This is a genomic window from Acinetobacter higginsii, from assembly GCF_000369525.1.
Lineage (GTDB): Bacteria > Pseudomonadota > Gammaproteobacteria > Pseudomonadales > Moraxellaceae > Acinetobacter > Acinetobacter higginsii.
Genome location: NZ_KB850072.1, coordinates 2,365,508 through 2,379,355 on the forward strand (window position 1 = coordinate 2,365,508; position 13,848 = coordinate 2,379,355).

Sequence of the window (13,848 nt, forward strand, 5' to 3'; positions counted from 1 at the left end):
CGTCTCTCCTTTTAGGCCTGTGCGAGTTCTTGTGCAATCTTTGGATATTGGTCTTGCAACATAGAAACAAACTTTTGACGAATTTCAATTAATCGGTTCTGATTATCAGCATCAAAACGGACGGTAAAATATTCGCCAGTATTTGATGCTCGAATAATGCCAAATCCATCGTCAAAATCAAGTCTTACACCATCAATTTTACTTAAACGCGCGCCTAAACGATGACTTAAAATTTCAATATCATTTAAAACTTGCTGAGGATTGGCATCATGGGTACTGATATAGGTGTCTTCCGTGCAATAACGTTCTGGGTAAGCGGCCAATAACTCAGACAGGGTTGTTGCTTTGGATTGGGTTAAATATTCCATCACACGCAAAGCTGCGTATAAACCATCGTCATAGCCAAAACCGCGTCCATCATTAAAGACATAGTGACCCGCATATTCACCACCAAAAACAGCCGTGCCCTTTGATTGCGATAAATAAGCACGTAAAAAGCTACTGCCCGTACGAATCATTTTGGCTTGACCTTCCAGCCCCTGTACGGTATCCGCCACCATACGTGAGCACTTCACATCAAAAACGATTTCTTTATGTGGATGCTGCTGTAAGCACATCTGCGCAAATAAAGACAATAAGCGATCAGGACTAATAATATGTGCATTCTCATCGAGTAAAACCACACGATCCCCATCACCATCCAACGCAATACCGAGATCGGCTTTCTCAGCAACAATAGCGGCTTGTAATTGCTTTAAATGCTCAGCATGAGATGGATCTGGCGCATGATCAGGGAAATGTCCATTGGCTTCACAACGTAAAGCAATCACATCACAGCCTAGTTTTTCTAAAACCAATTTGGCACAACGCCCTGCAGAACCATGTAATCCATCGAGAACGATTTTTAATGGTCGCGCTAACTGTATATCACTGATTAAGGAATGCTGATACTGCAAACAATACGGAGCAACAATTTGGTGTGCGGTATTTTCTGAATGCAAGAAATCCTCAATATTGCTCAAAGAGGTCTGTGCATATTGCCCCACCTGTTGAATGGTTTCTGGTGTTGGTGGCTCACCTTTTAAAATCCATTTAATGCCATTATCCGATTTCGGATTATGACTTGCGGTCACCATAATACCATTGCCACCAAAATCACGGGCAATGTAATACATCATCGGTGATGAACAACAACCAATATTAGTGACTTGTAAACCTTGTTTTTCGAATATATTTTGGATGATATTGGCATAAGTCGGACTGGTTAAACGTGCATCATAACCAATCACCACGTGTGTCTGTTCAGCATTTTTATATTGCGAAGCTAAAGCATAAGCAATTAGGCTAATAATATTTGGCGTTAAATTACTTAGCTTTCCGCGAATATCGTAAGCACGGAAAATATTCAGCGGAAATGTATGTTGTATATTCACTGTAAGCCCCTATTTTTATAATCATTTGATCCATAAAAAAAGCAGAAACTATTAAGAAATTAATTAACCCTTATTCAGAAAAATTAAAATAATTAGTCAGCTGCTTTGTAATATATATCAAGGCAACAATCAATATGAAAAATGCAACGTTTTTCAGAAAAACATTGCATTTAAAGTGATAACTACTGAAAAAGCTTATTGTTTTCCAGTATGACCAAAACCACCTGCGCCACGCTCAGTCGCAACGAATTCGCTCACTTGTTCGAACTCAGCCTGTACCACTGGAACCAATACATATTGTGCTAAACGCTCACCAGGTTCTAAACGGAAGCTATTTTGTCCACGATTCCAAACCGATACCATGAGTTCACCTTGGTAATCAGAATCAATCAACCCCACCAAGTTACCTAACACAATACCATGTTTATGGCCTAAACCTGAACGCGGTAGAATTAAACCTGCAAAGTTTGGATCTTCGATATAAATCGCCAAACCTGTTTTCACTAAAACGGTTTCACCCGCAGCAATCTCAATCGCTTCATCTAAACATGCGCGTAAATCTAAACCTGCTGAACCAGTCGTTGCGTAAGAAGGCAAAGCCCACTCTTGACCTAAACGTGCATCTAATACTTTAACTTGAACTTTCATTAAAATTTCCTACTTACAATTTCTTAACGTTTCAACAATGCTTTTAAGTTGGCAAGGTACTGCTGAGCTTGTTCTTTTGGATCAACATTGGGTGCCAGTTTCTTTTTACGACCATGCCACTCCAAATCATCTTGTGGCATCTCGTCCAAGAAGCGGCTTGGCGTCATTTGACGCATTTGTCCACCATTCTTACGCTGCTCAGCAAGGGTCAGTGTTAAGCCTTGACGGGCACGAGTAATGCCTACATACATCAAGCGGCGTTCCTCTTCGACCGTTTCCGATGCAATCGAGTTCTTATGTGGTAATAGCTCTTCTTCCAAGCCAATCATATACACATAAGGGAATTCTAAACCTTTGGCGGCATGCAAGGTTAGTAAGTTCACTTTATCGGTATCTTCTTCTTCCTGCTGCTGCTCAAGCATATCTAGCAGTACCAATTTTCGAATCACACTTTCAATATTTTTCTCATCGACATCATCAGTACGATTCAACAAATTTTGAATACTGCTATACAAGCTTTCAATACTGTCGAGCTTGGTTTTCTCTTGTGCAGGGGTTGCTGCCTGCTCACGGATATAATCGATATAGCCTGCTTCGTTGATCATCTGACGAACTTTCGGCATTGGCTCATCATCATCAAGCAATTCACGGGTAAATGTCGCGATAAAATCAGCAAACTCATGTAATTGTGTTGCTGCTTTCTTCGGTAACACCATGCTTAAACGTTGGTCTGACGATGCAGTTAATAAAGACAAGGTATTTTCTTGAGCAAATAAACCGAGTTTCTCTAACGTCACTGGGCCAATGGCACGCTTAGGCGTATTGATAATACGTAAGAAGGCACTGTCATCTTCAGGGTTAATGATGAGGCGTAAATAGCTCATCACATCCTTAATTTCGGCACGCGCGAAGAAAGACTGTCCACCTGATAACTTATACGGAATTTGCATCTGACGAAGCTGAGTTTCAATCACACGGGCTTGAAAGTTACCGCGATACAGCACTGCATAATCTTTCCAGTTTTTACCATTCATCAGCTTATGCGTGATCAGATCTTTAACCACACGTTCTGCTTCATCATCATCATTTAAACAAGTGATCACACGAATGGTTTCACCGTGACCTTTATCACTCCATAGTTTCTTATCGAAAATATGCGGATTATTTTCAATTACAGCATTGGCCGCTTTTAAGATACGGCTGGTCGAGCGATAGTTCTGCTCCAGCTTAATCACTTTAAGATTGTGGAAATCATCTTTTAACAAGGCCATGTTTTCAGGCTTTGCACCACGCCAAGCGTAAATAGATTGGTCATCATCACCTACAGCGGTAAACTGTCCCATCACCCCAACTAAAAGCTTAACGAGGGTATATTGCGCAGTGTTGGTGTCTTGATATTCATCCACTAATAAATAACGAACACGGTTTTGCCATTTGTCACGCACTTCGGCATTTTCCTGAAGTAAACGTGTTGGCATCACGATCAAGTCATCAAAGTCTACGGCATTATAGGCACGCAAATTACGCTCGTAGAGCTGATACAGATGTGCAAACTGGACATCCTCAACCGTTTCACAAGTTGAGTGAGCTTGTTCAGGGACGATCAGATCATTTTTCCAGTCTGAAATTTTCTTCATCGCCTTGGCGAGCAGCTCTTTGCTCTCCGCACCTGATAAATTGTCACGCTGCATCAAATCCATCAAGATTCGTTTACAGTCATCGGCATCTAAAATCGAAAAATTGTTTTTAAGTGGTAAATGTTTTAATTCGAGGCGGAGTAAATTTAACCCAAAAGTATGGAAGGTCGAGACCGAAAGCCCTTTGGCTTCTTCACGTGAGAGTAACTTACCCACACGCTCTTTCATTTCACGCGCCGCTTTATTGGTAAAAGTCATTGCGGTGATACGATAGGCAGGAATACCACACTGTTGTACCAAGAAAGCAACTTTTCGGGTAATTACAGAGGTTTTACCTGAACCTGCCCCTGCAAGTACCAACAATGGCCCCTGAACATATTTCATGGCCTCAAGTTGCTTGTCATTAAGTTGACTGGCAGATGACATCGGTTATACCTCTCTCGTTTCCGAGCCTGATTTTTCGAGCACAATTATAGACATCTCTGTTTTAGAATCCCAATAGTAAATCTAGGGATATGTATAAATTATGATGCCTTATCCAAATAACACGCCGTAGCTTGTCGTCTATTTTGATCTGCAATAAAAAAACCACCCGAAGGTGGCTTTTTTGAAATCAGTAAAAATTACTGTTTAGCATAAATGCTGATTTCTACACGGCGGTTTTGCTCTTTACCAGCAGCAGTCGCGTTTGAAGCAATCGGGTTCGCTGAACCTAAACCTTGTGCATCGATACGGCTACCAGAAATGCCTTGACCAGCTAAGTAGTTTTTCACTGATTGAGCACGCGCTTGAGATAATGGGATGTTGATTGAGTCATTACCCGTGTTATCTGTATAACCCGTTACAAGGATCGCACTCTTGTTATCTTCACCTAAAGTCTGCGCTACTTTGTTTAAAGTACCGTAGAAGTTCGGTTTGATGTTCGATTTGTTCGTATCAAACGTAATGCTACCAGGCATGATTAATTGTACAGAACCATCTGGGTTACGGCCTACTTCTACACCAGTACCCGCCATTTGCTCACGTAATTTTTTCTCTTTATTATCGAGATACAAACCACCAGCACTACCAAGAATTGCACCAATTGCCGCAGCACGGTTGTTTTGCTTACTCGTATTTGCGTTACCCTTAGAAACACCATAACCTGCAGCAGCACCGATTAATGCACCTAAAGCTGCTTTATCGTATTCTACGCCACCAATGTTATTACCAGTCGTTTGGCAACCAGAAAGTACCAAGCCAGCCCCTACGAGTGTTGAAATTACTAATGCACGCATTGCGTTGCTCCTGTCTATGTATTTTGTTGTCTGGACAAATGATGAATGAGAAAATGGTGCTAGACCATTGATTTTTTGTTAATAATAAACACTTTATTTGTAGTTTTGTAATATTTTGATGCATTTTACTTGATTCAAGCAACACAATTTCTCCATTGTTATACCCATCTCATAACAAACACAAAATGAGAAATAAATCACAAAATAAAAAACATGCAATTTACAAGCAAACTTGACAAGATCATCTCGACCTTTGACCAATAAAAACCGATGTACGCATTTGAATATATAAAAAATGTCAATAACTTAAAATATACAGTTGTATTTCAACATCTGTTGTTTATAGTTGGAACATCTCTTTTTCAAACATATGCACTCAAGGTTCGATTTATGGCTACCGCTAATAAAAAAGCATCCCTATTGCAAAAAGTCAGTAAAGGATTAACCGTTAGTTCTGTGATTACAGGCAGTACCTTCTTTCATGGACCACCAGTACTTGCTTTAGGCCTCACCAAATTATTTAAACAATCTGCAAAAGTAGATGAAACAAATATTCAAATTACCAACAGTTGGTTAGGGGTAAATAACTGGTTAATTGACCATGTTCTGCCAAATTTACAATGGGACATCAGTATTGATGAACAACTTGATCTGAATTTGCAGGGGCGATACTTGATGATGTGTAATCATCAAAGTTGGGTCGATACCACTGTGAATCAGTATTTCGGTTTAACCCGTATGCCACTTACTCGCTTCTTTACCAAGTGGGAACTTATTTTTATTCCCTTTGTAGGACAAGCTTTCAAAATATTGGGTTTCCCAATGATGAAACGGCATAGTAAAGAGCAGATTGCTAAAAATCCAGAGCTAAAATCACGCGATATGCTGGAAGCGCGTAAAGCCTGTGAACAGTTGCTTAGCCAACCTTTTACCTTATTAAATTATTTAGAAGGCACTCGCTTTACTGCTGAAAAACATGCTGCACAGCAATCCCCTTTTCAAAACCTCCTCAAACCCAAAGCGGGTGGTTTGGCCTTGGCGCTCAGTATTCTGGGGGATCAAATTGATGCATTAGTCGATATGACAATTGTGTATCCTGATGGTGCACCCGGTTATGGCGAATTCTGGTTGGGAGATGTGTCACGTATCGCTGTCGATTTGCGTAAAATAGAAATTCCAGACTGGGTACTCGGCGGTAACTATGAGGATGACCCTGTCTATCGTGAACGTTTCCAAAAATGGGTTGATCAAATCTGGACTGAAAAAGACCAGCTGATTTCACAAATGAAAGCAAAATATAATTAATATTCTCATCAGGAATTGAGTAAAGACATGACCCAGCAGGACTCAGGACAAAACTCTAAATATAACTATGTCAATCCGAACAGTGTGTTTTTCAAACTGTTCCTCGTCTATGACATTTTCATGGTGTTTATTATTGTTTTTAACTTGTTCTGCCTAGGTATGAACTTTTTCCTGATGAGTAATATCGGGGCATGGTTTTTTAATTTCATCCATCTCTCCAGTGTGCTGGATTTTTATCGTACCCATTTACACCCTTGGGTGATTACCACTGAAGCATGGTTCATTATCTTTCTGATTGTTGAACTGGTTGTGCGCTGGATCATCTCAATTGCACAAAAACATCATGCCCGTTGGTGGTTTTTCCCCTTTATTCACTGGTATGAAATCTTAGCCATCATTCCGCATTTACGTTTCCTGCGTTTATTCCGTGCAGGAATTATCGCCTACCGACTACATGAACTTGGTTATAAGGTTGTGCCAGATGGCATACGTATCAAAGCTCTATTCTATTATCGCGTGGTGATGGAAGAGCTGTCTGATCGTGTCGTCATTACTGTGATTGATGGCATTCGACACGAATTGCAAACCAGCTCTAGTCATAAAAAAATTATTCATGATCTGGTTGATCATCATCGGCAACTGTTTACTGTGACGCTGACTTCAATGTTGCAAGAATCTTTGGCCACCGCCCTACAACAACAGCAACCGGTGATCACCCAAAAAGTTGGTATTATCGTCAATCAAGCCATAGAAGATACCCCTGAACTGACGCAGTTATTGCGTCTAATCCCGATTGTGGGTGGTCGTATTGAACAACAAATACAAAGTATTGGGCAACGATTAGGGGAAAATATCAGCGCAGGTCTGATTGAACCCTTTACAGCAGGTTCAGTACAAAGACCAAATGAAAACTATCAGTTTATTGCAGAGCAAGTCAGTGAGCTGAATATTGACAATCACTACTTGGAGGAATTAGTCGAATCTGTTGTATTTGAAAGCCTCGAAGCGATTAGAAAACAGGTAAAAGTCAAACAATGGCAGCAAACTTTGCAAGAATCTGATCAATTGGATAAAAAAGCAGAATGATTACAAGAAAAATTACCAATCAAGCTAGAGAATTCGTGTAATTTGTTCTAGCATTTGCTTTTATTTACAACACGCTTCAACACAATAGAGCGCTTAAAAAGCCCTGAAGGATAAATTATGGCTGATATACGGATTACGGGCAGAATGGTGAATTTTAGTCGACTGACTTTCGACACAAATGACCATAATGCAATCCGACAGCAACTTAGCGATACACTGAATGAAGGTTCTTATATCGGTACACTCGTCATTATTGACAGTACCGTTGAACAAGAGCTGATTGCGTTAATTCAGCTTTTAATTGATTTAGGTTTACAACCGATGGCCGTCATTGATGGCATTTTGGGTGATGAAGCTCGGGCGATTCAATTCCCTGTTCTCCCTGCCGACCAGCCCTTACAACGCATCAAGGCATCTAAAGAACAAGTGGTTGATCATGCTCCTGTAAAAACAGCGGATAATGCTGCAATACAAACACCACAAAAAAACACATCGAATGCATATATCACCTCTTATCATGATGAGATTTTGCGTACAGGCCAATGTTTGGTCCAAGATCAAGGCGATATTATCTTAAATGCGGGCATGAATAGTGGATCAGAAGTGATTGCATCTGGAAATATTCACATTTATGGCAATGCTCGTGGTAGAGTCATTGCAGGTGCAGGTGGGCAAGCTGCGGCACGTATTTTCTGCCATTCGCTCGAAGCAGAATTAATCTCTATTGCAGGGACTTATTGTGTAGCAGATGATATTCCCAAAGATATGATCAAAAAGCCTGTACATATTTATTTAAATAACAAGCAAGAACTTGAATTTGAAGCCTTGCAGTTTTAATTTATTGAATTGAGTTTTAAAAGCACCAAATAAGCCCTTTTAGGGGCGTATGACCATAAATAGGAGTGGATTCGGTGGCCAAAATTGTTGTCGTAACGTCAGGCAAAGGTGGTGTAGGTAAAACTACAACAAGCGCATCTTTTGCAACAGGTTTAGCCCTACGTGGTCATAAAACTGTTGTGATTGATTTCGATGTAGGTTTACGTAATCTAGATTTGATCATGGGCTGCGAACGCCGCGTAGTTTATGATTTCGTTAATGTTATTAATAATGAAGCACGTTTACAGCAAGCGCTGATCCGTGATAAAGAGATTGAAAACTTATACATTCTCCCTGCATCACAAACCCGTGATAAAGATGCCTTGAGTGATGAAGGTGTTGCACGTGTGATTGATGAACTTTCTCAAGAGTTTGATTACATTATCTGCGACTCTCCTGCAGGTATTGAACGTGGTGCGATTTTAGCAATGTATCATGCTGATGAAGCCATCATTGTAACTAACCCTGAAATTTCATCTGTACGTGACTCAGATCGTATTATTGGTATGCTGGACAGCAAGACCAAAAAAGTTGAACAAAACGAAGGTCGTATCCGTAAGCACTTATGTATTACACGTTTTAACCCAGAGCGTGCTGATAAACAAGAAATGCTTACAATCGATGATATTTCGAAAGATATTTTACGTGTGCCAACTTTGGGTGTCATCCCTGAGTGTCCGAGCGTACTTCAAGCATCAAACGAAGGTAAACCAGTGATTCTGTATACAGAAGAAAAAGCTGGCCAAGCTTATGATGACTTAGTGGCTCGCTTCCTTGGCGAAGACCGTCCTTATCGACACATTGCAGTACAGCCAAAAGGTTGGTTAGCTAGACTATTTGGAGCGTAATTATGGCAGGATTCTGGAGTAAACTTTTTAGCAGTGATGAAAAGCCATCAAGTGCACAAACTGCCAAAGATCGTTTAAAGGTAATTGTTGCCTCTGAACAAGGTTTAGGCCGTCGCCTAGGCCAGGACAAAATCGACCAGATGAAAAAAGAAATCATGCAGGTGGTGAGTCGTTATGTTCGTGGTGTGGATGAACAGCATATTCAAATGCAGGTTCGTTCAGAAGCAAATATCGAAATGTTAGAAATGAATATCAATTTACCTGAAGATCGATAGAAGTTTTTTCATTAGCGATTTTTCGCAAATAAAGGCAGAATACGCGGGTGGATTTGGAAAGTAGGACTTTCCCCACTTCAAGTATTTTGCCTTTATTATTTTATAAGACTGAGGAGATTGTCATGGCATTATCACAGCCAGCAACTTTCAATGAAGAGTGGTCAGATGAGCGTGTGTTTGCCTACCTTAACCAACTTCCTCCAACTGGCGTAAATGCTGACTTTCATGTGCTTTATCATGCATTCAAACATATGCGTCCAAATGACTATGAGCGCTTGATTACCCAGTTTTTGGCAGATGGTCGTGACTTGAATGCAACCAACCCTGAAGGACAGCGCATTCATGATGTGATTGCACAGTTCCCACGCCAAAAAGATGGTTTCTTGGAAGTCTTGGCAAAATTTGCTTAATTGCTTTCCCCCAATAATGCCATATGATTTATCTGTGCTATTGTTATCAGATCTTAATGATGTGGCATTATGTAAAACCGCCGTGTTACCAATTCGCTGTAATTTATTAAAATAAAACCAAAAACAACTCTATTTTCCAAGAAAGACAATGACAAACACGAACCATCATTTAATTGAATCACCTCCAATAAACCACCATCTTGCTGATCTGAGAATTATCAGTATGAAACGGTTTATCATCTTATCCATCACTTCATTTGGTTTATATCAAATCTGGTGGATGTTTAAAGCATGGCGTTTTTTTGCGATCAAAGATAATTTAAATATTATGCCTGCCGCACGTGCCATTTTTTCAATTTTCTTTTTATATTCGCTGTTTAACAAGATTCAAAACTATGCCCAAGCAAATGGCTATACCCGGTCATTTTCATCAGCATGGATGTTCGTTGGCTATCTACTCATAATATTTGCCTACTATCTGCCTGATCCTTATTGGTTGATTACCCTATTCGATTTCATTTTCTTAATCCCTGCTTTTGTCGCATTGAATTATGCAAAAATCCAATCCACAGACCTCAATGCAATTCGTCAAGAAAAACTCGGGGCTGGACATATCATTGTCGTTGCAATTGGTTCTTTGTTTTGGCTATTCATCTTAATTGGTCTTTTTACTCGGGTCTAATCCCCCCAGTTCTTTTACAAATAAAAAAAGCCTCTATCAATAGAGGCTTTTTTTAGCAGATAATTTTAAACTAGAATATCTCGCTTACCATTGGCGCCCATTGAGCTGACAATGCCATTCTCTTCCATTTGGTCGATAATACGAGCGGCACGGTTATAGCCCAAGCTAAATTTACGCTGTAGCGATGAAGTCGATGCTTTACGTGTCTCTAAAACGAACGATACACATTGATCATACAGCGCATCACGACTTGGATCACCATCCCCATCTTCAAAACCACGTGAGCTTGGCTCCTCATCAAATGGCGTCAGGATTTCATCAACATAATCCGGCTCACCACGTTCACGCCAAGCATCACAAATACGGTTCACTTCATCATCGCTAATAAAGGCACCATGCACACGCTCAGGCTCGATTTTACCTGGCCCTAGGAACAACATATCACCATGACCAAGTAAGTCTTCTGCACCACCTGCATCGAGAATGGTACGTGAGTCAATTTTACTGTTTACACGTAATGCAACACGGGTTGGAATATTGGCTTTAATCAAACCTGTAATTACGTCGACCGACGGACGTTGTGTTGCTAGCAGTAAATGAATTCCTGCTGCACGCGATTTCTGCGCTAAACGAGTAATCATTTCTTCGGCTTTTTTACCGACTTGCATGATCATGTCAGCAAACTCATCGGCGACAATTACAATCGATGGTAATGGCGCTAAACGCGGTGCTCGCTCCCCCACAACTGAATCACTGGCTTTCCATGTTGGATCAATAAGATCTTCACCATTGGCAATCGCTTCTTCGACCTTACGGTTATAGTCACTTAACTTACGAATTTTCAGGAATGACATCAGCTTATAACGGCGTTCCATTTCATTGACACACCAATTTAGCGCGCTGACGGCATCTTTCATATCCGTCACAACAGGTGTTAACAAGTGTGGAATATCATTATAGTTAGCCAATTCAAGCTGTTTTGGATCGATCAAAATCAAGCGTAACTGGTCGGGTGTATATTTCAGTAACATCGATAAAATCATCGAGTTCACTGCAACCGACTTACCAGAACCTGTGGTCCCCGCAACCAACATATGTGGCGCTTTACCGAGGTCAGTAATTACAGGATTACCTGAAATGTCCTTACCCATCGCCATAGAGAGCAAACCCGCAGGGTCTTCAAAAGCTGGCGTTTTCAATAACTCAATCAAGCGTACCATTTCACGGCTACTATTCGGCACTTCAATTCCGATATATGGTTTTCCTGCAATCACTTCAACCACACGAACCGAAGCCATCGACATTGAACGTGCCAAATCGCGTGAAATATTGGTCACTTTAGAGGCTTTTACACCTGGTGCAAGATCCAGTTCAAAGCGTGTTACGACTGGTCCCGGCTGGGCTTCGACCACCTGAGCCTTCACATTAAACTCTTGTAGTTTGATCTCTAACAGCTCAGAAAGACGTGCTAATTGCTCAGCGGTAAAATTGACCTTTTTGTTTGGATCAACTTCATCCAGCAATTCCAGACCCGGTAAAGTCGGTAGATCACGGCGTTTTTGTGCAACTTGCATGGCGCGTGACATTGGACGACCAAATGCATCCGTTAAAGGCGCATCCAGATCAAAATCATCTTCAATATCAAAATCTGCATCTGGGTCAGCTTTACCTGCTGTTTCTTGCCATGCTTCGATAAAGGCTTCTTTAGACAGTGTTTCTTTTTGTGTTGGTGTTGAAACTTCAATCGGTGCTTTTACAAAAGCAGAGGATTGCGCATAACTGGTCGTTCGTGGTGAAGCCTGTTCACGCTCTTCTTCGACCAGAAGATCATTAAAATCATCTACTTGCTGCTCAGCTATGCGATGAACATCCTCTTGGATAGGATGTATTGCATTTTGAATCGGTGCAGTCTCTGGCTGTACAGCTGCTGGTCTTGCAGATTCATTAATCAATGCTTCAATATCTGCCTCAAATTCGACCTCAGCAACCTGAGGGGCTGAATGCGCCAGAGGCTCTTGCGTAAATGGGGTATGTAAATCTGTTGCCGTCTTACTGTTTGGAACAGCAGCCAACAATTCATCAAAGATTTGGTCATCATTCCAATCTAGATTGCTGTGACTGGATGTCTGCGTTGCGGTTGCCACATGTGCGGTAGATGCATACTGTGCTGGAGCATGAGGAGCGTCATCCGCAGCTCTTAATAATGCATCAATTTCTTGCTTATGGCTCGCATCATCACGCTGTAAAGCACGCCATACTTCACCTGTTTGAACCAAACGTTGGCTTTCGGTTTCAAACTGATGGGCACGTTGTAAAGTCTGTTCAAAATCTTCAATCTGCTCAGTTTGTACTGGCTGACTACCTTGCTGCTGTTCTTTTGCAAGCACATCGGCAAACAATTTTTCAGCCATCAACTGATGATGCGAATCATCAATTTTAATCAGTTTTGCTTGAACTTGATTCGCTTTAGCTTCACTCGTATCTGCTACAAGATCAGACTCAGTTTGTACTTTATTCTTAATTGCAGGTGTATCAGCAGCGGCTAATTGCTCAGTCAGATCATATGCAGATTCATTCTGTGGGACATTCTTGTAGAATAAATCTTGTAAATAAGCAGGTGTATTTTTCAGTGTGATCCACGTTTTGTTCCACTGAATGCCAAAGGCTAAAGTCAGCAATAAGATACTAAAAGCCAATAAGAATAAAGTTGCGCCATAGATGGTCAATAATTGGGATAAACTCTGCCCCAACTCATAACCAATAATACCACCCGCTGCATTATCCAAAGTATCTGCAGGTGTATTCCAATGCAGATACAACAAACTAGAAATGGACAGGATCAAGAAAAACTGTGCAGCATAACGAAATGGGCGATTTAAAAAGCTTCTTGGCCACCAGACTTGAATGGCTTCAATAAACAAGAACAGTGGAATCAGCAAACTTGCCCATCCCAAGAAACCAAACAGTAAATCTGCGATCCAAGCGCCTGCTACACCGCTGGCGTTTGAAACCTGCTGGGTATCACTGGAAATATGCATCCAGCCCGGATCAAATGGTGTATAGGTTACTGTGGCAAGAAATAAATAAATGCCAAAAGAAATCAAAAATAATGTCATTAAAAAGCGTTGTGCATAAACACTTGACACCGCAGTCATATACAGTCCTGTAACCCAATTCGTTATTTGTTAGTATCTTTCAAGGCCTAAAATGCCTTAATCAATAAGTTTTATATTATGCACTCGTTCTTACAAAAAAGATGCACGATTGTTTACTGTTGTTGTTAACATCCTGCTCGGATATAGCTCAATTCGATTGAGTTAATCAATATTATCCCGATGGATTTAAACCACTCCGCTCTGGATTCACGTATA

General features: G+C 40.8%; 12 protein-coding genes. 7 read left to right on the forward strand and 5 right to left on the reverse strand.

Annotation, left to right across the window (positions count from 1 at the left end):
• Nucleotides 1-11: 11 nt before the first annotated feature.
• The 4 genes from F902_RS17240 to F902_RS17255 form a co-directional block, all read right to left on the reverse strand.
• The gene (locus tag F902_RS17240; protein ID WP_005205428.1) at nucleotides 12-1,433 is read right to left on the reverse strand and encodes a phosphomannomutase/phosphoglucomutase; all 1,422 of its coding nucleotides are present in this window, start codon (nucleotides 1,431-1,433) and stop codon (nucleotides 12-14) included.
• Nucleotides 1,434-1,628: 195 nt separating this feature from the next.
• Nucleotides 1,629-2,081: a dUTP diphosphatase gene (dut, locus tag F902_RS17245; RefSeq protein WP_005205429.1), complete on the reverse strand. Its 453-nt coding sequence runs from the start codon at nucleotides 2,079-2,081 to the stop codon at nucleotides 1,629-1,631.
• A gap of 23 nt (nucleotides 2,082-2,104) precedes the next feature.
• Nucleotides 2,105-4,144 (reverse strand): DNA helicase Rep, encoded by a 2,040-nt coding sequence (gene rep, locus F902_RS17250; RefSeq protein ID WP_004805171.1) that lies wholly within the window; start codon nucleotides 4,142-4,144, stop codon nucleotides 2,105-2,107.
• 197 nt (nucleotides 4,145-4,341) lie between these two features.
• Nucleotides 4,342-4,995 (reverse strand): YiaD family glycine zipper/OmpA-like lipoprotein, encoded by a 654-nt coding sequence (locus F902_RS17255; protein WP_004805169.1) that lies wholly within the window; start codon nucleotides 4,993-4,995, stop codon nucleotides 4,342-4,344.
• A 390-nt stretch (nucleotides 4,996-5,385) separates the two neighbouring features.
• Here F902_RS17255 and F902_RS17260 point away from each other — a divergent pair, with 390 nt between their 5' ends.
• The 7 genes from F902_RS17260 to F902_RS17290 all read left to right on the forward strand — a co-directional run bounded on the left by F902_RS17260 (nucleotide 5,386) and on the right by F902_RS17290 (nucleotide 10,477).
• Complete coding sequence (locus tag F902_RS17260) at nucleotides 5,386-6,300, forward strand: acyltransferase (RefSeq protein ID WP_005205432.1); 915 nt, start codon at nucleotides 5,386-5,388, stop codon at nucleotides 6,298-6,300.
• A 27-nt stretch (nucleotides 6,301-6,327) separates the two neighbouring features.
• Nucleotides 6,328-7,386 (forward strand): hypothetical protein, encoded by a 1,059-nt coding sequence (locus F902_RS17265; protein WP_005205434.1) that lies wholly within the window; start codon nucleotides 6,328-6,330, stop codon nucleotides 7,384-7,386.
• A gap of 117 nt (nucleotides 7,387-7,503) precedes the next feature.
• Nucleotides 7,504-8,223, forward strand: a complete 720-nt coding sequence (gene minC, locus F902_RS17270) for a septum site-determining protein MinC (protein ID WP_004805164.1) — start codon at nucleotides 7,504-7,506, stop codon at nucleotides 8,221-8,223.
• 74 nt (nucleotides 8,224-8,297) lie between these two features.
• Nucleotides 8,298-9,110 carry a septum site-determining protein MinD gene (gene minD / locus F902_RS17275; protein ID WP_004805162.1) on the forward strand — a complete coding sequence of 271 codons (813 nt, stop codon included), beginning with the start codon at nucleotides 8,298-8,300 and terminating at the stop codon, nucleotides 9,108-9,110.
• A gap of 2 nt (nucleotides 9,111-9,112) precedes the next feature.
• The gene (gene minE, locus F902_RS17280; RefSeq protein WP_004655180.1) at nucleotides 9,113-9,385 is read left to right on the forward strand and encodes a cell division topological specificity factor MinE; all 273 of its coding nucleotides are present in this window, start codon (nucleotides 9,113-9,115) and stop codon (nucleotides 9,383-9,385) included.
• A 122-nt stretch (nucleotides 9,386-9,507) separates the two neighbouring features.
• On the forward strand, nucleotides 9,508-9,795 hold the full coding sequence (locus tag F902_RS17285; RefSeq protein ID WP_005150979.1) for a PA4642 family protein: 288 nt from the start codon (nucleotides 9,508-9,510) through the stop codon (nucleotides 9,793-9,795).
• Between the two features lie 148 nt (nucleotides 9,796-9,943).
• The gene (locus tag F902_RS17290; protein WP_026057513.1) at nucleotides 9,944-10,477 is read left to right on the forward strand and encodes a hypothetical protein; all 534 of its coding nucleotides are present in this window, start codon (nucleotides 9,944-9,946) and stop codon (nucleotides 10,475-10,477) included.
• A 65-nt stretch (nucleotides 10,478-10,542) separates the two neighbouring features.
• On the opposite strand, the gene F902_RS17295 is transcribed toward F902_RS17290, so the two are convergent.
• Entirely contained in the window at nucleotides 10,543-13,632 is a 3,090-nt protein-coding gene (locus tag F902_RS17295) for a DNA translocase FtsK (protein ID WP_005205439.1), read from the reverse strand.
• Between the last annotated feature and the right edge of the window lie 216 nt (nucleotides 13,633-13,848).